General features: G+C 59.4%; 19 protein-coding genes and 1 pseudogene. 11 read left to right on the plus strand and 9 right to left on the minus strand.

Annotation, left to right across the window (positions count from 1 at the left end; translation table 11 throughout):
* The 7 genes and pseudogenes from ABYA88_RS05670 to ABYA88_RS05700 form a co-directional block, all read left to right on the plus strand.
* A pseudogene (locus tag ABYA88_RS05670) lies at positions 1-274 on the plus strand (hypothetical protein); the annotation flags it as partial.
* A gap of 55 nt (positions 275-329) precedes the next feature.
* Positions 330-1,697 carry a CpaF family protein gene (locus ABYA88_RS05675; RefSeq protein WP_373186000.1) on the plus strand — a complete coding sequence of 456 codons (1,368 nt, stop codon included), beginning with the start codon at positions 330-332 and terminating at the stop codon, positions 1,695-1,697.
* A complete protein-coding gene (locus ABYA88_RS05680) occupies positions 1,688-2,683 on the plus strand; it encodes a type II secretion system F family protein (RefSeq protein ID WP_373186001.1) in 996 nt (331 codons plus the stop codon). The genes ABYA88_RS05675 and ABYA88_RS05680 overlap by 10 nt, the downstream gene beginning before the upstream one ends.
* 12 nt (positions 2,684-2,695) lie before the next feature.
* Complete coding sequence (locus ABYA88_RS05685) at positions 2,696-3,667, plus strand: type II secretion system F family protein (protein WP_373186002.1); 972 nt, start codon at positions 2,696-2,698, stop codon at positions 3,665-3,667.
* 47 nt (positions 3,668-3,714) lie between these two features.
* Positions 3,715-4,662, plus strand: coding sequence for a tetratricopeptide repeat protein (locus ABYA88_RS05690; RefSeq protein WP_373186003.1), 948 nt, complete (start codon positions 3,715-3,717; stop codon positions 4,660-4,662).
* Between the two features lie 37 nt (positions 4,663-4,699).
* Positions 4,700-5,152 carry a TadE/TadG family type IV pilus assembly protein gene (locus tag ABYA88_RS05695; RefSeq protein ID WP_373186004.1) on the plus strand — a complete coding sequence of 151 codons (453 nt, stop codon included), beginning with the start codon at positions 4,700-4,702 and terminating at the stop codon, positions 5,150-5,152.
* Positions 5,153-5,154: 2 nt separating this feature from the next.
* On the plus strand, positions 5,155-6,432 hold the full coding sequence (locus ABYA88_RS05700; protein WP_373186005.1) for a pilus assembly protein TadG-related protein: 1,278 nt from the start codon (positions 5,155-5,157) through the stop codon (positions 6,430-6,432).
* A gap of 86 nt (positions 6,433-6,518) precedes the next feature.
* On the opposite strand, the gene ABYA88_RS05705 is transcribed toward ABYA88_RS05700, so the two are convergent.
* Positions 6,519-7,400, minus strand: coding sequence for a helix-turn-helix domain-containing protein (locus ABYA88_RS05705; protein WP_373186006.1), 882 nt, complete (start codon positions 7,398-7,400; stop codon positions 6,519-6,521).
* 327 nt (positions 7,401-7,727) lie between these two features.
* Positions 7,728-10,337, minus strand: coding sequence for a bifunctional aconitate hydratase 2/2-methylisocitrate dehydratase (acnB, locus tag ABYA88_RS05710; protein ID WP_373186007.1), 2,610 nt, complete (start codon positions 10,335-10,337; stop codon positions 7,728-7,730).
* A 326-nt stretch (positions 10,338-10,663) separates the two neighbouring features.
* On the opposite strand from acnB, the gene ABYA88_RS05715 reads away from it, so the two are divergent.
* A complete protein-coding gene (locus ABYA88_RS05715; RefSeq protein WP_373186008.1) occupies positions 10,664-11,116 on the plus strand; it encodes a DUF1289 domain-containing protein in 453 nt (150 codons plus the stop codon).
* Positions 11,117-11,185: 69 nt separating this feature from the next.
* On the opposite strand, the gene ABYA88_RS05720 is transcribed toward ABYA88_RS05715, so the two are convergent.
* Complete coding sequence (locus ABYA88_RS05720; protein WP_373186009.1) at positions 11,186-12,046, minus strand: universal stress protein; 861 nt, start codon at positions 12,044-12,046, stop codon at positions 11,186-11,188.
* A gap of 166 nt (positions 12,047-12,212) precedes the next feature.
* On the opposite strand from ABYA88_RS05720, the gene ABYA88_RS05725 reads away from it, so the two are divergent.
* The 3 genes from ABYA88_RS05725 to ABYA88_RS05735 all read left to right on the plus strand — a co-directional run bounded on the left by ABYA88_RS05725 (position 12,213) and on the right by ABYA88_RS05735 (position 15,389).
* On the plus strand, positions 12,213-12,830 hold the full coding sequence (locus tag ABYA88_RS05725) for a tRNA-(ms[2]io[6]A)-hydroxylase (RefSeq protein ID WP_373186010.1): 618 nt from the start codon (positions 12,213-12,215) through the stop codon (positions 12,828-12,830).
* Positions 12,831-12,903: 73 nt separating this feature from the next.
* Complete coding sequence (locus ABYA88_RS05730; protein WP_373186011.1) at positions 12,904-13,779, plus strand: substrate-binding periplasmic protein; 876 nt, start codon at positions 12,904-12,906, stop codon at positions 13,777-13,779.
* A gap of 149 nt (positions 13,780-13,928) precedes the next feature.
* A complete protein-coding gene (locus ABYA88_RS05735) occupies positions 13,929-15,389 on the plus strand; it encodes a PLP-dependent aminotransferase family protein (RefSeq protein ID WP_373186039.1) in 1,461 nt (486 codons plus the stop codon).
* 116 nt (positions 15,390-15,505) lie between these two features.
* Here ABYA88_RS05735 and ABYA88_RS05740 read toward each other — a convergent pair whose 3' ends face one another.
* From ABYA88_RS05740 to ABYA88_RS05765, 6 genes are all read right to left on the minus strand, one after another.
* Entirely contained in the window at positions 15,506-16,408 is a 903-nt protein-coding gene (locus ABYA88_RS05740) for a hydroxymethylglutaryl-CoA lyase (protein ID WP_373186012.1), read from the minus strand.
* Positions 16,405-18,384 (minus strand): acetyl-CoA carboxylase biotin carboxylase subunit, encoded by a 1,980-nt coding sequence (locus tag ABYA88_RS05745; RefSeq protein ID WP_373186013.1) that lies wholly within the window; start codon positions 18,382-18,384, stop codon positions 16,405-16,407. Before ABYA88_RS05745 ends, ABYA88_RS05740 begins: the two co-directional genes overlap by 4 nt.
* A gap of 1 nt (position 18,385) precedes the next feature.
* On the minus strand, positions 18,386-19,180 hold the full coding sequence (locus tag ABYA88_RS05750; RefSeq protein WP_373186014.1) for a gamma-carboxygeranoyl-CoA hydratase: 795 nt from the start codon (positions 19,178-19,180) through the stop codon (positions 18,386-18,388).
* Positions 19,181-19,242: 62 nt separating this feature from the next.
* Positions 19,243-20,850, minus strand: coding sequence for a carboxyl transferase domain-containing protein (locus tag ABYA88_RS05755; RefSeq protein WP_373186015.1), 1,608 nt, complete (start codon positions 20,848-20,850; stop codon positions 19,243-19,245).
* 12 nt (positions 20,851-20,862) lie between these two features.
* On the minus strand, positions 20,863-22,026 hold the full coding sequence (locus tag ABYA88_RS05760) for an isovaleryl-CoA dehydrogenase (RefSeq protein ID WP_373186016.1): 1,164 nt from the start codon (positions 22,024-22,026) through the stop codon (positions 20,863-20,865).
* Positions 22,027-22,056: 30 nt separating this feature from the next.
* On the minus strand, positions 22,057-22,458 hold the full coding sequence (locus ABYA88_RS05765) for a MerR family DNA-binding transcriptional regulator (RefSeq protein ID WP_373186017.1): 402 nt from the start codon (positions 22,456-22,458) through the stop codon (positions 22,057-22,059).
* Positions 22,459-22,562: the final 104 nt, after the last annotated feature.

Below are 22,562 nucleotides of genomic sequence, written 5' to 3' on the forward strand. Positions count from 1 at the left end.
CGTGGTAGTCAACCGCTTTGAGCAGAAAAACGATATTGGTCTTGCTGTGATCGGCGATGCGCTGCCGGGGCTGACGCTGCGCACACTACCCAATGATTTCAAGCTTGCCAATCAAAGCATCAACGAAGGACGCCCACTGCGCGACCTTGCCCCCAAGGCTCTGCTGACACGCCAGTTCAAGGCACTTGCCGAGGAACTGGAGGCCCCGTCGCGGGCGGCTGGGCCCGTCAGGAAGCGCTCGTTTCTGGGCTGGGCCTTGCCGGGGAGACACTAAACAAGCCCAACGCGAATAACCGGAATGACTCGAACCGTCCATCAGGAGAACAGCCATGAATCTGCACGAACGCAAGACACCGCAAACTGAGGGCGACCTGCGCGCCAGCTGGGCCAGCCGCGGTGCCGGGCGTCTGTCGCAGGAAGAGCAGGAATACAAGCAGCAGCTCTTTCGCAAGCTGGTCAAGGTGATGGATCTTACCCTGCTGAGCAATCTGGCTGAGCGCGAGGCTCGCCTGCAGGTGCAGCAGATATGCGAGTCGCTGATGAGCAAAGAGACGCTACCATTCAACGCCGGGGTGCGCCAGCGTATCGTCACCGAACTGCAGGATGAGGTGTTAGGCCTGGGTCCGCTGGAGACGCTGCTCGCTGACAAGTCGATTTCGGACATCCTGGTCAATGGCACCGCGCCCATTTACGTTGAGCGCCAAGGCAAACTGGAGCAGACGGCGCTGCGTTTCGATAGCGATGCTCATTTGCTCAGCATCATCGATCGCATCGTCTCCGGTGTCGGCCGGCGTATCGACGAGTCCTCGCCCATGGTCGATGCGCGACTCAGGGACGGCTCGCGGGTTAATGCGGTGGTTCCGCCCCTGGCTATCGACGGCCCAATGCTCTCCATTCGCCGCTTCGCTGTGGAGCGCCTGGGTGTTGAAAGCTTGATCACTCACGGCAGCCTCTCTCCGGATATTGCCCAGTTAATGGAGAAGGTCGTCAAGGCACGGCTCAACGTGCTCATTTCTGGCGGCACCGGTGCCGGCAAGACGACGCTTCTCAATGTACTCTCGAGCTTCATACCCCTCAATGAGCGTATTGTCACCATCGAGGACTCGGCAGAACTGCAGCTCCAGCAGCCCCACGTGGTCCGCCTGGAGACGCGTCCGCCCAACATCGAGGGCAAGGGCGAGATAAGCCAGCGCGATCTGGTGCGGAACAGCCTGCGCATGCGCCCTGACCGCATAGTGGTCGGCGAGGTGCGCGGCGGCGAAGCCTTCGATATGCTGCAGGCGATGAATACCGGCCATGACGGCTCGCTCACTACCGTCCACGCCAATACCCCGCGCGATGCTCTGACGCGTATCGAGAACATGGTGGCCATGAGCGGCTTCCAGCTGCCGCCCCAGGCGCTGCGCTCGCAGATCGCATCGGCCATTGACGTGGTAGTGCAGATTGAACGTCAGGAGGATGGCGTGCGTCGCCTGGTCAGCGTGCAGGAGGTCAACGGCCAGGAGGGCGAGATCATTACCATGTCGGAGATATTCCGCTTCGAGCGTGAAGGCGTGGATACCGAGGGTGGGGTAGTGGGCTGCTACCTGGCTACCGGCGTTGTGCCAGGCTTCCATGATCATCTCAAGCGCCGCGGGCTCGACCCGGGACTGGAGATCTTCCAAAACACCGGGGGAGGCCAGCGGCCATGGATCTGAGCAGCTTGCTGGGCATCGAGCTTTCCGATCGGGTGATCGTTATCGGTATGGTTTTCATCGCCGTTTTCCTGCTGATGCAGGGCTTTTTGGTGCCGGCCTTCGGCGAGAACCGCCAGGCGCAGAAGCGCCTCAAAAAACGCCTGCGGGCGATCGCTCGGGAGGGACAGCAGGGCGAGATTTCCTTGGTACGACGTAAGTATCTGCGCGAACTTTCTTCCCTGGAGCGGGCGCTGCAATCGCTGCCGGGGATGGAGCGCGTGGAGCAGCTGGTAGAGCAGGCAGGGCAGGAGACGCCTGCCTATAGGGTGGTCCTGATAGCGCTTGTGCTCAGTGCCGTGGCTGGGGTGATCGGTTTCCTTTTTCTGCCGCTGCCGATTGCCGTATTACTCTGCCTGGCCGTGGCGGCGCTGCCGTTTATGCGCCTGGTGCGGTTGCGCAGCCAGCGGTTGGCTCGCTTTGAAGAGCAGCTGCCCGATGCGCTGATCACCATGGCCCGTGCTCTGTCTGCCGGGCATCCCTTCAGTGATGCCATGCACCTGGTGGCCGAAGAGATGGCCGAGCCCCTTGCCGGAGAGTTTCGCACCACCTTTATGGAAATCAACTACGGCGGAGACGTGCGAAGCGCCATGTTGGGCCTGCTGCGGCGCGTGCAGAGCGTGACGGTGATGATCTTCATCTCGTCGGTGCTGATCCAGAAGGAGACCGGCGGCAACCTGGCCGAGCTGCTCGGCGGTCTGGCCGCAGTGGTACGCGATCGCTTTCGCTTTCGTCGCAACGTCAAAACGCTTTCCGCTCAAGGGCGTATGGCAGCCTGGATCCTTTCGCTACTGCCTTTCGTGCTGGCGGGTGTGCTTATGCTGGTGTCGCCGAACTTCATCCCCATGCTGACCCAGAACCCGATCGGGCGCCAGCTGATAGTGGGGGCTTTCGTGATGATCGTTATCGGTATCTTGTGGATGCGCAAGATCGTGCGCATCGAGGTTTGAGGAGAGCATGTAATGGAAAGCCTTATCCAGTGGTTTCGGCCTCTTGGCGACCTGCAGAACAACGCCGAGGCAATGCAGCTTCTCTTCGCCTGCTTGCTCGGGCTTGCGATATTTGCCTTGCTGATTGCCGTCATGTTCGTGGTGATGGGACTCTCTGATCCCTTACGTCGGCGGTTGCGCAATCTGGAGCCGAGCGGCGGCAGTGGCGCGAAAAATGCGCAATCTGGGACTTGGGAATGGCTGGGGCCCATGGGCGAACGTCTGGTACCCAGCGAGGAGGAAGCGCACGGTCGCATCGCTCAGGAGTTGCGCCGAGCGGGTAAGCGATCTCCGGGAGCGATCAATCTGTTCTTCGGTCTTCGCCTGTTGCTCTTGGTAGTGCCACCGCTCCTGGTGCTGCTGCTGGTGGTCCCTTTCGTGAGACTGGATCCGTTGGTCAGCGTGATGCTGATGATCTGCTCGTCGATAATGGGCTATCTGTTACCGCGTTACTGGCTGGAGAAGACGATCAAACGGCGTACCCGGCTGCTTAGGCGTGGTTTGCCCGATGCCCTCGACCTGCTAGTGGTCTGCAGCGAGGCGGGGCTGGGACTGGCGGCGGCCATTCAGCGCGTTGCCCGCGACCTGGAGATCAGCCATCCGGAGCTGGCAAACGAATTGCACATGTTCGGGTTGCAGTCCCGCGCCGGCATGGACAGCAAGGCGGCGCTGCGCGACTTGGAGGAACGCACCGGTGTTGATGATATTCGTGGACTGGTGACTACCCTGCTGCAGAGCATGCGCTTCGGCACCAGCATCGCCATGACGCTGCGTCTCTATGCCGCAGAACTGCGTGACAAGCGCACCCAGGAGGCGGAGGAAAAGGCTGCCATGGTCAGCACCAAGATGCTCTTTCCGCTGATCTTTTGCGTCTTCCCCAGTTTCTTCGTGGTGGCCTTGGGGCCACCTTTGTTAGGCGCCATGGCGGCGCTGGGCGGCCGCTGATCGCGGACGACTCCACTGAGCCCTAGATAGCACCAAGGGAGAGTTAAATGAAGTTTACGTTCAAGAAACCGGTTGTCTGTTTCGTAATGGCCCTGACGCTGGGTGGCTGTGCGACGACTAACCAGCAGGCCAGCTCGGATCCTTACGCGGCGCTGGGCAGCGGTGGCTCCTCGTTGGAGTACAGCACCGCTTTCCCTGTGGCTTCGCCTGAGGAGGCTTATCGCAACGGAGCCGCAGCGCTAAGCGCTAGAGACCCTGACCGGGCGCTCTTCGAGTACCTGCGAGGGTTGCGCATGGAGAAGACAGCCAAGGCGGATCCGCTTTACCGTATAGGAATTATCCATCACGGCCGGGGTAACCATGACCTGGCTGAGAAAGCCTATCTCTGGGCGCTGGAGGTCGACGACAGTCATGTGGGCGCCCGCACCGCGCTGGGAATTGCCTTGCTGGAACAACAGGCCTTTGACGCCGCCGAACAGCATTTGCAACCACTACTTTCACATGGCAGCGCGCCTTGGCAAGCCTATAACGCCATGGGGGTGATTGCCGACATGCGCAGCGACTATTCGCTGGCGCAGACCCATTACGAGAAGGCGTTGGAGGTGAGCCCCGACACCCCGCTGGTACTCAACAACCTGGGCTACTCGCGATATCTGGCTGGCGACTGGGAAGCGGCTCGCTCGGCGTTGCGGCGTGCGGTGGGCATCAACCCCGACTATGAACTGGCTTGGCGCAATCTTGGTCTGGTCTACGCCCGAGCGGGTGATTTCGAAACCGCGATTGAGGCCGTGGCTCGTAACGGTGATCGGGCCAAGGCGTATAACGACATCGGCTATATCTCAATGCTGGAAGGCCGCTACAAAGACGCTATGGGTTTCTTCGAGGAGGCAATGCGACTCTCGCCGGCCTACTACGTCACGGCCAATCAGAATGTTCAGAATCTGGACGGACTGATGCGGCGCAGCAACAGTAGAGATGTCCGCCGCTCGAATTAATAACCAGTGGCATTGGGGTGTCGTGGAGGAATAGATCATGAAGAAGAACAGGTTTCGCGATAGGTCTCTACGCAGGCAACACGGCAGTGAGACCGTCGAGTTTGCCATTTCAGCAACGCTGCTGTTCATTTTGCTGTTCGGCATGATTGAGTTCAGCGTAGCGCTCTTCGACAAGGCCGCGCTTACCAATGCCAGTCGGGAAGGCGCCAGGGAAGGGATCCTCTACAAGCCCAATCCCCGGGATCTGGCGGTAGAAGACACCGCCATCAAACAGGCGATCCGCGACTACGCCGAACAGTATCTGATCTCGCTCGGTGGCCCGGCACAGATGAACATCAGTATTCAGCGCTCCGATTTGAATATGCCGCCAGGCAGCGATGTCATCGTTACGGTTGACTATCCATACCAGTTCCTGGTGCTGCCAGGTTTCATAGGTACCCTGGGAGGCGTTCTGGAACTCTCCTCCACGACCACCATGCGGGCGGAGTAGCCATGAATATCAAGCAACCACGCCATAAGAGTTGTCGCTGCGGCTCTTTGAAACGGCAAAGCGGCGTATCTATCGTTCTGGTGACACTAGCATTATTCATGTTGATGGCTTTCGCGGCGCTAGCTGTGGATGTTGGAAACCTTTTTGTCGCCAGAAACGAATTGCACAATGCCGCCGATAGTGGGGCGCTGGCAGGTGCGCGCTTTCTGTACACAAGCGATGGCAGCTCGGTGAACCCTGGAGCAAATCAGATAGCTACCGATGCGGCCGAAGCGAATAACAGCCAGAATGAGACAGTCGAAGTCATCAGTGCGCGACGAGGACACTGGAGCTTTGCTTCTCGGACCTTTACCCCTGACGATTCACTGGATCCGGTAGACCTGTTTGCGAAGTCGACGGCCGAGCTTGATACCTATGACCCTTATGACCCGTTTATCAATGCCGTAGAAGTAGTCACGGCGCGTGAGCAGACACCTGTGGAGGCCTTCTTCGGTAGTGTGCTGGGTTTCGATGGCTATGAGGCATCGACCCGCTCAGTGGCCTATATCGGTTTTGCCGGCAAGCTAAGGCCAGAAGATGTGGATCAGCCAATCGCAATATGTCGTGAGGCAGTCGTTGATGGTGATACCTATTCATGTAATGTGGGGCGCTTCATTCCTGAAGGTGATCAGACAGGAGGCTGGACGAATTTCAAACACGATGATAGCGGTGCAACCAGTGCCAAGGAATTGCAGGCTTTGATCTGTGGTGATGGCAACCCCGACGAGATGCACTTCGGTGAGGACATCTCAACCAATAATGGCCAGGTCCAGGCAGCTTTTAAAGCACTCTATGACTGCTGGGTACAAGAAACCGGCAAGGAGCGACTTTGGAGCCTGACGCTGCCGGTGGTTGATTGCCAAGACGGTATTGCGCCGAGCAATTCACTGGTCGGAGCAGTGAATCTCAACATTGCATGGATTGTCGATAATGCTAACAAGATCGATGATGATGCACCGAGGCAAATGGAGGTCCCACCTCAGGATAGTGATGGCACCTCTCCCGGTATCTGGAGCAACTCTGATCCCGATGGCGTGATGCGCTGGGACGATTTTGTGGCGGCCATGAATATCCGTGACTCCGGCGGGAGCTTGGCGAAGTGGAGTAGCTCGCCCCAGGATAGCGGCTGGCGTCAGAAGAGCATCTATTTCCTGCCCTCCTGCAGTTACCACGAGCCCAAGGGGCAGACCGGCGGGGAAAACTTCGGCATCCTGGCCGATATCCCGGTACTGGTGGACTGACCTGCAGGCCAAACGCCGGAAGGCCTGGTCCCGCCGGCGTTGCTGTTGACTGTAGGGCCTTTCCTGCGCGGCTTGGGCGCTTACTCTCAGGAAGTGGGCAATTTCAGTAAAGGAGAAAGCTCAGACAGTGCTGTCGGTGGAGTGGAAAATTCAGCCTTCGCCCGTGCGGTTGCCAACTCGGTAGCCTCCCGTCTGTAACGGGAGGGGCTCTTGCCGACATAGCGCTGAAAGGTGCGCGTGAAGTAAGAGTGGTCGCGAAAGCCTACTGTAAAGCAGACGTCGGTAATGGAGACATGGGGATTGGCCAACAGCCGCATCGCCTCGCTGATACGCCGGTGCGGCAGGTATTCCTGGAAGGTAATGCCAGTCAACCGTTTGAAGAAGCGACTGAACTGACATTGGCTTAACCCACAGTGCTCTGCGACCATGCGCTGACTGAGCTTGCTGTGAAGATTCTGTTCGATGAAGGAGATGATGCGCTGCAGGCGCGCCTGCTCGTGGCCGGGCCCCGAGCAGTTCAGGCGCGCTTCCTGCGGGATATGATTCTTGATTTCGAAAGCAGCGCGCTGAAGAGTATTGTCTTTTACCTGCAAGCGCATTCTGTAGAGCTTGGCTATCACTTCAAGGAAGCGCGTCATGTCGAGGGGTTGGACGAAATAGTCCCATACCTTGGCGCGAAAAGCCCATACCGCCAAGGATTCGGAATGAGCCTGAGTGATCATTATCAGAGGAATTGAGGGGAATGTCTGCTTGGTATCGCGCACGCTGGCGAGACCGTTGAGGTCTGGGTAGTCGTGTTGGAAGCAGACGGCGATGGGCGGCCTGGCTTGCATCAATGGGGTCGGATCCTGTCCGGGAGCAACGATCTCGAGGTGGTATCCCTGCCGTCTCAGGGCATCATAGTATCCATCCTCGACAGGTTCCTGCAGCGTTCGCAATACTATAAGCAGGTAATTATGAACGATCATGAATGCCACTCCGTGCTTACACTGCCGCGGTGTGATTAATCCTGTCTTCAGCATAGTACAAGCACGTATCTGTGCGCCGATTCTTTATTTTTTACCTTGATGTAGGGAAGGGCCACTCACTGCAGTGCTGCAGCCCTTATAGAAAGTGCGAACGCACTCATAAAAAAACTGAAGAGCTAAATCCACTTCTACTATCACGATCGGGTTAAGCAGAAACTAAAAGGCCTGAGTCCTTAAACGTAAAGAACTCAGGCCTTGGACCCGTCCTGTACTAACCGACCATCAAATGCGGGCGGTTCACAGGACGAGTTTGAACTTTCTTACTGCTTACAGCTCAGTGACCGGAATGGACGCTGCGGCTTTCTGGTACGACTCGATTTCGTTGAAGTTCATGTAACGATAGATATCGGCGGACATGCTGTTGAGCTCAGCCGCATAACCCATGTACTCCTCAACGCTCGGCAGGCGACCCAGAATGGAGGCCACCGAAGCAAGCTCAGCGGAAGCCAGGAACACGTCAGCGCCATCGCCCAGGCGGTTCGGGAAGTTCCGCGTGGAGGTGGAAACCACAGTGGACTTGGCAGCAACACGTGCCTGGTTACCCATGCACAGGGAGCAGCCGGGCATTTCCATGCGCGCGCCAGCCTTGCCGTATATGCCGTAGTAGCCTTCTTCGGTGAGCTGGAACTGATCCATCTTGGTTGGCGGAGCCAGCCACAAGCGGGTCGGCAGGGCGCCCTTGTTCTTCTCGAGCAGCTTGCCGGCCGCACGGAAGTGACCGATGTTGGTCATGCAAGAACCGATGAACACTTCGTCGATCTTCTGACCGGCTACCTGGGACAGCAGACGGGCATCGTCCGGATCATTCGGAGCACAGAGAACCGGCTCTTTCACGTCGGCCAGATCGATCTCGATGATCGCAGCGTACTCCGCATCCGGATCGGCTTTCATCAACTTGGGATCAGCCAGCCATGCTTCCATGGCCTGGGCGCGACGCTCCAGGGTACGCGGATCCTGATAACCGTTGGCAATCATCCAGCGCAGCAGAACGATGTTCGACTTCAGGTACTCGGCGACCGACTCTTCGCTCAGGTTGATGGTACAACCGGCAGCGGAACGCTCGGCGGAAGCGTCGGACAGCTCGAATGCCTGCTCGGCAGTCAGGTGATCCAGACCTTCGATCTCGAGAATACGGCCGGAGAAGATGTTCTTCTTGCCCTTCTTCTCGACAGTCAGGTGGCCTTCCTGGATCGCGTAGTAGGGGATAGCATGGACCAGATCACGCAGGGTGATACCGGGCTGCATCTCACCCTTGAAGCGCACCAGAACCGATTCCGGCATGTCCAGCGGCATGACACCTGTGGCAGCGGCAAAGGCAACCAGACCGGAACCGGCCGGGAAGGAAATGCCCATGGGGAAGCGGGTGTGGGAATCGCCACCGGTACCGACGGTGTCGGGCAGCAGCATGCGGTTCAGCCAGCTGTGGATGATGCCGTCGCCAGGACGCAGGGCAACACCACCACGGTTGTGGATGAAGTCAGGCAGCGTGTGGTGCGTGGTCACGTCGATGGGCTTGGGGTAAGCCGCGGTGTGACAGAAGGACTGCATGACCAGATCGGCGGAAAAGCCCAGGCAAGCCAGATCCTTCAGCTCGTCGCGGGTCATCGGGCCAGTAGTGTCCTGGGAACCCACGGTAGTCATCTTCGGCTCGCAGTAAGTGCCGGGGCGTACACCCTCGACGTTGCAAGCCTTGCCGACCATCTTCTGCGCCAGGGTGAAACCCTTGGTGCTGGCAGCCGGTACATCGGGTAGGCGGAACAGGTCGGCAGCAGGCAGGCCCATCTCGGCGCGAGCCTTGTCGGTCAGGCCGCGACCAATGATCAGCGGAATACGACCGCCAGCGCGTACTTCGTCGAGCAGCACCTGGGTCTTCAATTCGAAGGTGGTGATGACTTCATCGGTACCGTGCTTGCAGACCTTGCCGTCATACACGTAAACGTCGATCACGTCGCCGGTGTTCATGTCGTTGACATCAAACTCGATCGGCAGAGCGCCGGCATCTTCCATGGTGTTATAGAAGATTGGGGCGATCTTGTTGCCGAAGCAGAAACCACCTGCACGCTTGTTCGGCACGTAGGGAACGTCGTCACCAAAGAACCAGAGTACCGAGTTGGTAGCTGATTTACGCGAAGAACCGGTACCCACCACGTCGCCGACGTAGGCAACCGGGAAGCCCTTGGCTTTAACTTCTTCGATCATCTTCAGCGGACCGATGGCACCTTGCTCGTCCGGTACGATACCGTCACGCGCCATCTTCAGCATCGCCAGGGCGTGCAGCGGAATGTCGGGACGTGACCAGGCATCGGGAGCCGGGGACAGGTCGTCGGTATTGGTTTCGCCAGGTACCTTGAAGACGCTCAGGCTGATCTTCTCGGGCACTGCAGGGCGGTTGGTGAACCACTCGCCATCGGCCCAGGACTGCATGACTTCCTTGGCGTGGGCGTTGCCCTTCTTGGCGCGGTCAGCAACGTCGTGGAAAGCATCGAACATCAGCAGCGTGTGCTTGAGTTCCTTGGCAGCTGCAGCGGCCAGCTCGTCGCTGTCGAGCAGTTCTACCAGGGTGACGATGTTGTAACCGCCCTGCATGGTGCCGAGTAACTCGACGGCGCGCAGTTTGGTCAGCAACGGGGAGGTGACTTCGCCCTTGGCCACGGCAGCCAGGAAGCCGGCCTTGACGTAGGCGGCTTCATCAACGCCGGGAGGTACGCGGTTGGTCAGCAGATCGAGCAGAAACTCTTCTTCGCCAGCCGGTGGGTTTTTCAGCAGGTCAACCAGACCTGCGGTTTGTTCGGCATTCAGCGGCTGGGGCACGATGCCCTGGGCTGCGCGGTCTTCTACATGTTTGCGATAGGCTTCAAGCACAGTTATTACCCTCATCAGTCTGTTCTGCTTGTGGCGGAACGGTCATCCTCACGGACCAGGGAAGCACTGAATAAGCATCTTGCGAAAAGGGAGTTATTCAGTGCTTCCCCTGCATGCCGGACTTAGGGCTGGGGAGCAGGCAAGGCCTGTTGCTACTGGCGGGCAAGCTGGTAACGGGTCACGCAGCCCTAACGGCGGGCCGATTCTACAGTAACCGCCCGGCAAAGTTAAGCTTGAGGGCTCTATGACCTTCGTATCAGAAGAGGGAGCAAGCAGCTGCGTTCGGGGCTGGGGTCGCCGGCGCGGGTGGTTTACCATGGAATGCCGAAGTGGAGTCGCCGATGACAGATACCCCGTATACCACCAGAACGCCTTGCGTCGGGCTTTGCTCCACAGTGTATGGCGATCTGGTATGCCGTGGATGCAAACGCTTCAGCCATGAGATCATCGACTGGAACCGCTACCCGCACAGCCAGAAGGTGGCCGTGTGGAGCCGTCTCGAGCAATTGCTTAGCCAAATAGTCATGGCAAGAGTGGAAGTGGTGTCTGCACTGCAGTTGCGCCAGGCGATGGCCGCAAGGCAGTTGCCATATATAGAAGACCAGCCCCTGGCATTCCAGATCTGGCGCCTGCTGAGCCGCGCCGATGCGCCAGCGTTCGAAGATTGCGGAATGCGCGCCAGGCCGGAATATGCGCAGCGGACCGTTAAACAGCTACGCGAAGAAATCGACAGGGACTATTTCAGTCTTTCCGAAGCCTATTATCAAAGACACCAGCGCCAGACTGGGAGTTAGATGCTAGAGCTGGAAGCCGAAACGGGGTTCTTCCCGTTTCAGGCTTCCAGCCAGCCTCAGGCTGCCAAATCACTTCTCCAGCAGATCTTCCAGGTGCGCCATGGTGTCCTGGGGCTTGAGCACCAGGATGTCGCTTTCGAGCTGATCGAGGATGACCTCTGCAGTGTTACCGATCAAAGCGCCGGCAATACCCTTGCGACCGACAGTGCCGATAACGGTCACTTTCGCGCCTATCTGCTTGGCAACGCTGGGAATCAAGGTGTCGGCAGGGCCTTCATCAATATGCACATGGCCGTCGTCCAGCTGGTGCTCGCTGATGTAACGCTCGGATTCGTCGCGATACCGCGCAGCAATGTTCTCGCGCAGCTGATACACCGGATCCGATGCTGACATCATCGGAGCAGGGTGCGCGCTGACCAGGTGCAGGTTGCCGTTGATCATATCCACTATATCGGCAGCGTGGCTGACGATGGTGTCGTGGAGTACGTGATGCTGGTCGTCATGATTACCGACATCGACCGCCGCCAGGACGCTGCCGTTCATCCAGGAATCGGTGGTCTTGACTAGCAGTATCGGGGCAGGGCAGTAGCGCAGCAATTTCCAGTCGTCCGGGGTGAGCAGCGCCTTTTTCAGCGGGCTGTCGGGCAGGTGTTGCTTGACTACCAGACCGCAGCCTTCGGAAGCTGCCACGTGTACGACGGTATCGGTGAGGTTGCTGTGCCAGGCCTGACTGGAGTCGGCGTTGATACCTTCCGCCTTGAGATCGGCGCAGAGCTTCTCCAGCATCGGTTTATGATCCTGGCGGTTTTCGCATACGAGCAGGTGCAAATCCGACTCGATAACACCCGCGATCAGCTTGGCGCGGTTCAGCGCCAACTGCTCGGTTTGTGTCGGATCGATAACAACCAGGATCCGTTTGATCGCTTGCATGGCCTTTCTCCCTGTTTTTTTGGTTAAAGTAGTTTTTATCTACTACCAATGTAGCCTGTTTTTCTATCGGCGCTGTTGATTTGGATCAAAACCATGGAGTGCACGCACATCAAGAGTCGTGGATAATATACTGATTCCGCTACATTAACTGCAATTGTGAAGCCCAATGACACTGCCCCAAGAACTCATCGATTTTTTGCCGTCGCGCACCTCGCGAGCGTGGGTGGATCAGGCCCTGGCGCATCCTGCCGAGCTGCTGATAGACCACGCCAACTGCGAGAAAAAAGCGGCGTCGACGGCGTTGAACCTGATGTTCCGCTATGTCGATAAACCGGACCTGCTGCAGAAGATGTCCCGTCTGGCCCGTGAGGAACTGCGCCACTTCGAGCAGGTCACCGCCCTGATGCAGAGTCGCGGCATTGTCTATCGTGGGCTCTCGGCCAGCCATTATGCCCAGCGGCTGCGCCAGCATGTGCGCACGACCGAACCCGGACGCCTTGTGGATACGTTGATTATCGGTGCTTTCATCGAGGCCCGCTCCTGCGAACGCTTTGCCTGCCTGGCACCTTATCTGGACGAAGAACTGGGCGATTTCTATCGTTCGCTGCTCAAATCCGAAGCCCGTCACTATCGCGATTATCTTGCACTGGCACGCCAATATGCCGATGCTCCAATCGAGGGCCGAATAGCCGATTTCGCCTGCGTAGAGGCCCAGGCCATGCGCGAAGACGATCCCGAGTTCCGCTTTCACAGCGGTGCCGTCACCTCTGGCGAAGAAGCCTGAGAAATTTACCCCCGAGATGTGGCTATACTGGACGTGGCATACACTTTGGCCGGGCAAACCTCAAGGAGAGGCAATGGAACTGGTAACGGCACGATTAATTGATGCGGCCAGAGATGCGCGCAGAGCTGCAACGCTGGCCGTTTTGCTCGGAACGACGCTGATGGCGTCTCTCACGGTGAGCGCCGCACCGGTCTGCGAGCGCATAGTGGCGACCGGGAATCCGCAGTATCCACCGATTCTCTGGGTTGATCCGGAAAATGAAGAGCGGTTGATCGGCGCTGGTGCCGAGCTGTTGGAAAAGGCACTGGCACAGAGCAACATCCAGCTCGACATGCTCAACGTCGGCCCCTGGTCACGTGCTCAGGAGGAAGTCCGTAGCGGTCGGGTGGATATGCTGGCTGGGGCTTTTCTTACCCGTCAGCGGCTCGCACACATGGACTACATTTATCCGGCCTATGCCGAAGTGCCTAGCGTGATCTTTGTCCGGTCCGACAATATTTTCCCCTACGGCGGCTGGGAAGACCTGCGCGGCAAGATTGGCACTACAGTACTGAACAACAGCTTCGGCACCGGCTTTGATCGCTTCGCAGAGCAATACCTGAAAATCGAACCGGTACCCTCGATCGAGCAATCCTTTCAGAAACTGCTGCGCGGCCGCGCCGATTACGTCATTTACGAGCGTTACCAGGGCCTTGCCATGGCTCAGCAGCAGGGCATTGTCGAGCAGATCGATATGCTCGACGGCTCACTGATGAACGAGCAGCTTTATCTCACCTTGTCGCACAATTCGGCCTGCAACTCGCCGGATCTGCGCGCCGCTCTGGCGCAGGCGATGATGGACCTGTCCCGCACTGATGTCCCGCAACAGCTGCTGGAGAAGTACCGCGAGGTATGGGCGCAGCAACTGGTTACCTCCGGTGCGGTCCCGGGCCCGGTGATCAATGAATAGCAGTAACGAATAGCGCAACAGTTCGTTTCTTCGGGCACTGCTCCCGCACAGTTGTCGGCACTGCTATGCTGTTGTGGTGAATTTCCGCCTAACTGTATGGCGCTGGCCGATTTGCTGCTGGGTTAGGGTAGAAAGGCATGCAGGAGACCGTGATGAGCAGCCTTTTATACCAACAGATTGCCCGGCAGTTGGCCGATGACATTCGCAAGGGTTTTTACCAGCCTGGCGAGCGGGTCCCGTCTGTGCGCAAGCTCAGCACGCAAAAGGGCGTCAGCCACGCCACTGTGCTGCATGCCTATGCCACGCTGGAAGACCAGGGCCTGATCCGCGCACGCCCTCAGTCGGGCTACTTCGTGCACAACACGCCCGCACTGACCGCTTCTACGCCACCTATATCACGTGTCGAGCAACCTTACGCCGTCACTCGCAGCGGAATCATCAGCGAAATCCTGCATCAGTCCAGGCGTGAAGGGGTAATTCCCCTGGGTGCGGCAGTGCCTTCCAGCCAGTACCTTCCGTTGCGCGCACTGCATCAGCAGATGAGCAAGGTGACCCGCTTTCACAGTCAGAAGGCCTACAGCTATATTTTCAGCCCCGGCTTCGAGCCGCTGCGCAGACAGATCGCCATTCGCATGCGTGACGCCGGTGCCATTGTCGATCCCTCTCAGATCGTGGTTACCAACGGCTGCGTCGAGGCAATGCAGCTCTGCTTGCGTATCGTGACCAGCCCCGGCGACCTGATCGCTACCGAATCGCCAAGTTATTACGGTCTGGTGCAGCTGTGTGATCTGCTGGGCCTGAAAGTGATCGAGATTCCTACCGACCCGGATACCGGGTTGAGTCTCGAGTCGTTGGAGAAGGCCGCGGAAAAATGGCCGATCAAGGCGCTGGTATTGACCGCCCGGGCCGGCAACCCGATGGGCGCCACCATGCCGGAGGATCGTCAACGCAAGCTCGTGGCGATGATGGCTCAGCGCGGATTGCCAATTATTGAGGACGATATCTACGGTGAGCTGATGTTCGAGCCCGGTCGATCCAAGGCGCTCAAGGCGTTTGATTGCTCGGATACCGTGATGTACTGCTCGAGTTTTTCCAAGACCATTTCTCCGGGTGTGCGCACCGGCTGGGTGATTGCCGGGCGGCACCAGGGCGAGATAGAAAAGCTGCAGACATTCACCACGCTCTCAGCCTGTAGCGTCAGCCAGATGTCAGTGGCTGCGTACCTGGAAAATGGCGGTTACGACCGTCATCTGCGCTACCTGCGACAGGAGTACCGCAAGAACCTGAGCAGCTTCCAGTTGGCAGTGCAGCAGTATTTTCCGGAAGGAACGCAGATCACGCGGCCCGCTGGTGGCTTCATCCTGTGGATCAGCCTGCCAGGCGGGATCGATGCCCAGCGCCTGTTCGAACAGGCGCTGGAACACAACATCAGTATCGCGCCCGGCGCGGTATTCAGCCATTCGGAGCAGTTCACCCATTGTTTGCGGCTAAATTGCGGTGTGCCGTGGAACATGGAAACCGAAAGAGCAGTGATGACATTGGGAGTTCTGGCGAAGGGATTATTGAGTAAAAACAGGGTAGTAGAGGGTGTTGGCGAGGCGGTAGCTTAAGTAGGGTTTGGTGTTCGCTGGACCCTTCCCGCCGGTCCTGCCGGTCGGGACGATGCGGCGTGAAACGATATTAGTGGGAGCGCCGGCCCCGGCGCGAAAACAGAACCCGATCCCGACTACCTGGCCGCCAGAATAGCTTTTGCTACCCTGGATCCATTCTCCCTGCCAAGCACCTGACTGATCCGCGCGCCGGCATCCACCAGCCGGTCGATATCGATGCCGGTCTCGATGCCCAGTCCGTTCAGCATATAGAGCACATCTTCTGTAGCGACATTGCCGGTGGCGCCCTTGGCATAGGGGCAGCCACCCAGGCCTGCGACAGAGCTGTCGAACACGCTTACACCCTCCAGCAGGCTTGCATAGATATTCGCCAGTGCTTGCCCATAGGTGTCATGAAAATGTCCGGCCAGTTGCCCGCGCGGTACGTGCTCGGCGACGCGCTCGATCAAGGTGCGGGTCGCTCCGGGCGTGCCGGTGCCGATGGTATCGCCGAGAGAAACCTCGTAGCAGCCCAGGGCATGCAGTTCGCGTGCAACGCTGACCACCTGATCGACAGGCACTTCACCCTGGTAGGGGCAACCCAGTACACAGGAGATATAGCCACGCACTTTGACCCCGGCTTCCCGCGCGGCGGTCAGTACAGGAGTAAACCGATCGATGCTCTCGCCGATCGAGCAATTGATATTGCGCTGGGAGAACGCCTCGGACGCCGCGGCAAACACGGCGACTTCACGTGCCCCGGCCTCGAGAGCGGCCTCAAGACCCTTCAAATTGGGTGTCAGCGCAGAATAGCTCACGCCCGGCTGTTGCCTGATTGCCGCGAACACCTCGGCTGACCCCGCCATCTGCGGCACCCACCTGGGCGAGACAAAGCTGCCGACTTCAATATGTTTGAGCCCGGCTGCGCTCAGGTCGTCGACCAGTCGGACCTTGTCGGCGACGGCGATTGGTTGTGATTCATTCTGCAGACCATCGCGCGGGCCTACATCAACCAGGCGTACCGATTGCGGCATCTTCATGCATTCTCCTCCAGTTCAACCAGCAGGGCGCCCTCGCTGACCAGGTCACCCTCGGCACAGAGTATAGCGGTGACAGTCCCGGCGTGGGGGGCGCGGATACTGTGTTCCATTTTCATGGCTTCGACCACCAGCAGCGCGGCCCCGGCCTGCACCTGATCTCCCGTATTGACCAGCAGGCGCACGATGCTGCCATTCATCGGGGCCTGCAACCCGCCGGCATGTTGCTGCGCCTGGGCCACACGGCTGATCGGGTCCACCTTCTCGATGCGTTCCCAATTCGCCTGCCACAGCAGAAACAGGAATTGACCGCGACTGATCACCGGGTAACGGCGCAGAACGCCGTCGCGGGTGACGCTCAGCTGCCCGGCGACTGGGTCGAAGTGGCTGCCTGACGTGTCCAGTTGCTCCAACTGACGCTCCGCGCTACCGCATTGCAGGTGCAGACGATTGCTGGTGGGCAGCACGCTGCGCCAGCCGCAGGGCAGGGTAGCCCAGGGTGACTGTGGATCGTCCGGGCGCACTGCAGGGGGGCTGCAGAGTAACCAGGCAACACCGGCCAATTGCCAGAATTCGTCACCGAGCTCGGCTTTTTCGGGAAGCAGGACCGCGGCATGGCGCGGAATGAACCCGGTATCCAGCTCGGCATCGACGAAGGCCGGATGGTCGATGACCCGGCTGAGGAAGGCCAGATTGGTCTGCACGCCGGCGATTACGGTTTCGCGCAGCATCGCCTGCAGGTTTAGCCGCGCTGCTTCCCGGGTATCACCCCAGGCGACAACCTTGGCCAGCATCGGGTCGTAGAAGGGCGAGACTTCATCGCCCTCGCTGACTCCGCCATCCAGCCGCCTGCCCCGGCCGAGTTGTGGCTCGCGATACAGCTGCAACGTACCACTGGCCGGCAGAAAATCCTGCAAGGGGTCCTCGGCATACAACCGTGCTTCAATCGCGTGGCCGTGCAGTGGAACCTCATCTTGCTGCAGAGGCAGCGGCTGGCCCTGGGCGACCCGCAGCTGCCATGCCACCAGATCCTGGCCCGTGATGGCCTCGGTAACCGGATGCTCGACCTGCAGGCGGGTATTCATCTCCATAAAATAGAAACGCTCCTGCTCGTCGAGCAGAAACTCCACAGTGCCGGCGCCAACATAATCGATCGCCTGAGCGGCCTGCACTGCAGCGTCACCCATCGCCTGGCGCAACGAAGCAGACAGGCCCGGAGCGGGAGCTTCCTCGATCACTTTCTGGTGGCGACGCTGAATGGAGCAATCGCGCTCGTTCAGGTGGATGCATTGACCATGCTGGTCAGCAAACACCTGGATCTCGATGTGCCGCGGCCGCGCCAGGTAACGCTCTACCAGCATGCGACTGTCGCCGAAGGCGGCTCTGGCTTCCCGTTGCGCCGATTCCAGCGCTTCGGCCAGGTGGGCTTCGCACTCGACCACCTTCATGCCTTTGCCACCCCCACCGGCTACGGCCTTGAGCAGAACCGGATAGCCAATACTGTCGGCTTCGGCGCGGAAAGTCTCCAGTTCCTGGCTGTTGCCGTGATAGCCCGGTACCAGCGGCACGCCCGCCGCTTCCATCAACGCCTTGGCAGCGGATTTGCTCCCCATGGCGTCGATAGCGCTCGCGGGTGGGCCGATGAAGATCAGATTTTGCTCTTCACAGGCGCGGGCAAATTCGGCGTTCTCGGACAGGAAGCCATAACCCGGATGGATTGCCTGGGCACCGCTCTGCCTGGCTGCAGCCAGAACCAGATCGGCGCGCAGATAGCTGTCTGCCGGTTTGGCGCCGCCCAGGTTGATCGCCATGTCGGCTTCGAGCACATGCCGCGCATTGCGGTCTATCTCGCTGTGGACGGCCACGGTCCGGATGCCCATTGCTCTGGCGGTGCGCATGATGCGACAGGCGATCTCGCCACGGTTGGCGATCAGCAGGCAGGAAATCGGAGATGTGGACACCGTACGCACCTGGGTCATGTCATTGCTCCTGCCAGGAGGGCTTGCGCTTGTCGAGAAAGGCGGTGAGGCCTTCCTGGCCTTCAGGACTCACCCGCACGCGCGCAATAGAGGCTTCGGTGTAGCGGCGCAGTGCCGGTGTCAGCTCGCCGTGTTTAACTTCATGCATGAGCGCCTTGGTGGCACGCATTGCGGCAGGACTGTTGAGGAGCAGATTTGTGGTCCAGTCGCCCAGCGCCCGATCGAGTTCGTCGGCCGGGTAGCAGGCAGCCAGCAGCCCCAGGCGCTGAGCTTCATTGCCATCGAAACGCTCGGCGGTCAGTGCATAACGACGCGCGGCGCGCTCGCCAATGGCCTTGACCACGTAGGGGCTGATTACCGCCGGCAGGATGCCGATACGGACCTCGGAAAGGCTGAACAGGCTGTCTTCGGCGCCAATTGCCATATCACAGCAACTGATCAGGCCGAGAGCCCCACCAAAAGCCGCGCCCTGGACCACTGCGAGGGTAGGTAGCTTGAGCTGATAGAGGCTGGCCATGACCTGGGCCAGTTCGCGGGCGTCATTCAGGTTGGCGTTATAGTCGAGCTTTGCGCTCTCCTGCATCCAGCTCAGATCGGCCCCGGCGGAGAAATGCTTGCCGCGACTGCGCAGCAACAGAAAACGCAGATCCGCGCGCGTCTCGATCTCGTCAAAGGCCAGCAGCAGCTCGCGGATCATCTCGGCGTTGAACGCGTTGTTTTTCTCGGGACGGTTGAGCCAGAGGGTGGCAAAGCCGTTGTCGTTGTATTCGAGTTGCAGGGTGTTGAAGTCGGTCATGTGACTCTCTGTGAGATGGAACTGTTCGCAAAATGAAGTGAACGCCCAGCCGGCAGCGCCGGCTACATCCGAAATACGCCGAACCGGGTCGGTTCGATCGGCGCATTCAGGGCGGCAGAAATCGCCAGTCCGAGCACGTCGCGGGTCTGGGCCGGGTCAATCACGCCATCGTCCCAGAGCCGCGCACTGGAATAGTAGGGATGGCCCTGGTGTTCATACTGGTCGAGGATGGGTTGCCGCAGTGCCTGTTCCTGTTCGGCGGTAAAAGTGTCGCCGCTGCGCTCGGCCTGTTCATGCTTGACCTGCACCAGCACGCCGGCAGCCTGTTCGCCGCCCATGACCGAGATACGCGCGTTGGGCCACATCCACAGCAGGCGAGGCTCATAGGCTCGGCCGCACATACCGTAGTTGCCGGCACCGAAACTGCCACCGATGATCACGGTGAACTTTGGCACGCGTGCACAGGCCACAGCGGTGACCAGCTTGGCGCCGTGTTTGGCGATGCCGCCCGCCTCGTATTTCTGCCCGACCATAAAGCCGGTGATGTTCTGCAGGAACACCAGAGGTATCCCGCGTTGACAGGCGAGCTCGATAAAATGCGCGCCTTTCTGCGCCGACTCACTGAACAGCACGCCATTATTGGCGATGATCGCCACCGGATAGCCATGCAGGTGAGCGAAGCCGCAGACCAGGGAGCTGCCGTACAGCGCCTTGAACTCATCGAACACCGAATCGTCCACCAGCCGGGCAATCACCTCGCGCACATCGTAGGGCTGCTTGGCATCAGCCGGGACGATGCCGTACAGATCAGTTGCAGGGTAGCGGGGCGGTAACGCCGGCTTGCACTGCAATTCGCCCGCTTTGCGCCAGTTCAGGTTGGCGATACAGCGTCGAGCGATCGCCAGGGCGTGCTCGTCATCCTCGGCGTAATGGTCAGCCACCCCCGAGCTTTTGCAGTGCACGTCGGCGCCGCCCAGATCCTCGGCGCTGACCACCTCGCCTGTAGCCGCCTTGACCAGCGGCGGACCGGCCAGAAAGATGGTGGCCTGTTCCCGCACCATGATGGCCTCATCAGCCATGGCCGGCACATAGGCGCCGCCGGCGGTGCAGGAGCCCATGACCACAGCGATCTGCGGGATTCCCTTGGCGCTCATGTTGGCCTGGTTATAGAAGATCCGGCCGAAATGCTCGCGATCCGGAAAGACCTCGTCCTGGCGCGGGAGGTTGGCGCCACCGGAGTCGACCAGATAGATACAGGGCAGCCGATTCTGCTCGGCAATGGTCTGGGCGCGCAGGTGTTTTTTGACCGTTAGAGGGTAATAGGAGCCGCCTTTCACCGTCGCATCGTTGGCGACGATCATGCATTCCACGCCCTCGACGCGCCCGATACCTGCGATCAGACCGGCCGCCGGAACATCCTCGCTATAGACCTCGTGGGCTGTCAGCTGGCCGATTTCCAGAAACGCGGATCCTGGATCAAGCAGCGCATCGATGCGCTGACGGGGCAGCAATTTGCCGCGTGACAGATGCCGCTCCTGCGCCTTCTGGCCACCGCCCTGGCTGATTCTCGACAGCAGTTGCTGAAGCCCCTCCACCAGTCGACGCATGGCGTCGCTGTTGGTGGCGAAGTCGGGAGAGCCGGAATGTATCCGGGAATTCAGAATACTCATTGCAAGCCTTCTTTATCGCGTTTCATTAAACAGCTCTCGCCCGATCAGCATGCGGCGGATTTCGCTGGTACCTGCACCGATCTCGTACAGTTTGGCATCGCGCAGCAGGCGGCCGGCGGGGTAGTCGTTGATATAGCCGTTGCCACCAAGGATCTGAATCACATCGAGCGCCATCTGGGTGGCGCGTTCGGCGGTGTAGAGGATCACGCCCGCGGCATCCTTGCGGGTCGCTTCGCCGCGATCGCAGGCCTGAGCCACGGCATACAGATAGGCACGACTGGCATTGAGCTGGGTGTACATGTCAGCGACCTTGCCCTGGATCAGCTGGAATTCACCAATGCTCTGACCGAACTGCTTGCGATCATGGATGTAGGGCACCACCTCATCCAGGCACGCCTGCATGATGCCCACCGGGCCGCCGGCCAGGACAACACGCTCATAGTCCAGGCCGCTCATCAGGACCTTCACGCCCAGATTCAGGCCGCCAAGAATATTCTCGACTGGCACTTCCACATTATCGAATATCAGTTCGCAGGTGTTGGACCCGCGCATGCCCAACTTGTCGAGCTTCGGCCCGCGCGAGAATCCCTTCCAGTCGCGCTCGACCAGAAATGCGGTAATGCCGTGCGGGCCCTTTTCCGGTTCGGTCTTGGCATAGATCACATACACGTGGGCGTCGGGGCCGTTGGTGATCCACATCTTGGTGCCATTAAGCACGTAATGATCACCCCGCTTTTCGGCGCGCAGCTTCATGCTGACCACATCGGAACCTGCATTGGGCTCACTCATTGCCAACGCGCCGATATGCTCGCCGCTGATCAGCCTGGGCAGGAAGCGTGCTTTCTGCTCGGCACTGCCGTTGCGGTTGATCTGATTGACGCAGAGATTCGAGTGCGCGCCGTAGGACAAGCCAACTGATGCCGAGGCGCGACTGATCTCTTCGATGGCGACCACATGGGCCAGGTAGCCAAGCCCCGCGCCACCGTCTTCCTCCGGGACGGTAACGCCGAGCAGGCCGAGATCACCAAAGCGCTGCCACAGCTCGTTGGGGAACTGGTTGTCGCTGTCGATAGCAGCGGCACGGGGGGCCAGTTCAGCCTGGCAGAAGTTGTGCACCTGCTCGCGCAGCATGTCGATGGTTTCGCCGAGGGCAAAATTCAGGGAGGTGTAGTGCATGAAATCACCTTTTGTTCTTGTAATAGATGATCAGGCGCCGATCGGGCGTCCGGACAGCGTTCGGGTCAGTGCCGCATGGCAGCGTTCTTCGGCGGTATCCAGTTCGATCTGCATCTGCTGGATATCGAGCATCTGCTGCTCCAGCTGGGCCCGGCGCTCGGCAATCTTGCCGAGCATGGTGTTGAGCTGCTTCTGATTGCCGCCCATGGGGTCATACAGGCTGATCAGCTCCCCGCACTCGGCGAGGGAGAAGCCAATGCGTTTGCCGCGCAGGATAAGCTTGAGGCTGACCTTGTCACGGGCCGAATAAATGCGCTCCTGGCCCCGGCGCTCGGGGCTGAGCAGCCCTTGCTCCTCGTAGAAACGGATTGCGCGGGTGGTGATATCCAGCTCGCGGGCCAGGTCGGATATGGAGTAGGTGGGGGAGTACATGATGAACCTTCGCTTTGACCTTTACGTTAACGTAAAGCCGTTGACGGATACTGTCAATGGAAGGTTACTGCGAGGACGGTCAGGTAGAGGAATGAAAAGGCCCC

The organism is Halopseudomonas sp. (genome assembly GCF_041579695.1).
GTDB lineage: Bacteria > Pseudomonadota > Gammaproteobacteria > Pseudomonadales > Pseudomonadaceae > Halopseudomonas.

Coding starts and splice junctions, on each gene's coding strand:
- ABYA88_RS05675 (WP_373186000.1), top strand. CDS start 330: ATGAATCTGCACGAACGCAAGACACCGCAAACTGAGGGCGACCTGCGC.
- ABYA88_RS05680 (WP_373186001.1), top strand. CDS start 1,688: ATGGATCTGAGCAGCTTGCTGGGCATCGAGCTTTCCGATCGGGTGATC.
- ABYA88_RS05685 (WP_373186002.1), top strand. CDS start 2,696: ATGGAAAGCCTTATCCAGTGGTTTCGGCCTCTTGGCGACCTGCAGAAC.
- ABYA88_RS05690 (WP_373186003.1), top strand. CDS start 3,715: ATGAAGTTTACGTTCAAGAAACCGGTTGTCTGTTTCGTAATGGCCCTG.
- ABYA88_RS05695 (WP_373186004.1), top strand. CDS start 4,700: ATGAAGAAGAACAGGTTTCGCGATAGGTCTCTACGCAGGCAACACGGC.
- ABYA88_RS05700 (WP_373186005.1), top strand. CDS start 5,155: ATGAATATCAAGCAACCACGCCATAAGAGTTGTCGCTGCGGCTCTTTG.
- ABYA88_RS05705 (WP_373186006.1), bottom strand. CDS start 7,400: ATGATCGTTCATAATTACCTGCTTATAGTATTGCGAACGCTGCAGGAA.
- acnB (WP_373186007.1), bottom strand. CDS start 10,337: ATGAGGGTAATAACTGTGCTTGAAGCCTATCGCAAACATGTAGAAGAC.
- ABYA88_RS05715 (WP_373186008.1), top strand. CDS start 10,664: ATGACAGATACCCCGTATACCACCAGAACGCCTTGCGTCGGGCTTTGC.
- ABYA88_RS05720 (WP_373186009.1), bottom strand. CDS start 12,046: ATGCAAGCGATCAAACGGATCCTGGTTGTTATCGATCCGACACAAACC.
- ABYA88_RS05725 (WP_373186010.1), top strand. CDS start 12,213: ATGACACTGCCCCAAGAACTCATCGATTTTTTGCCGTCGCGCACCTCG.
- ABYA88_RS05730 (WP_373186011.1), top strand. CDS start 12,904: ATGGAACTGGTAACGGCACGATTAATTGATGCGGCCAGAGATGCGCGC.
- ABYA88_RS05740 (WP_373186012.1), bottom strand. CDS start 16,408: ATGAAGATGCCGCAATCGGTACGCCTGGTTGATGTAGGCCCGCGCGAT.
- ABYA88_RS05745 (WP_373186013.1), bottom strand. CDS start 18,384: ATGACCCAGGTGCGTACGGTGTCCACATCTCCGATTTCCTGCCTGCTG.
- ABYA88_RS05750 (WP_373186014.1), bottom strand. CDS start 19,180: ATGACCGACTTCAACACCCTGCAACTCGAATACAACGACAACGGCTTT.
- ABYA88_RS05755 (WP_373186015.1), bottom strand. CDS start 20,850: ATGAGTATTCTGAATTCCCGGATACATTCCGGCTCTCCCGACTTCGCC.
- ABYA88_RS05760 (WP_373186016.1), bottom strand. CDS start 22,026: ATGCACTACACCTCCCTGAATTTTGCCCTCGGCGAAACCATCGACATG.
- ABYA88_RS05765 (WP_373186017.1), bottom strand. CDS start 22,458: ATGTACTCCCCCACCTACTCCATATCCGACCTGGCCCGCGAGCTGGAT.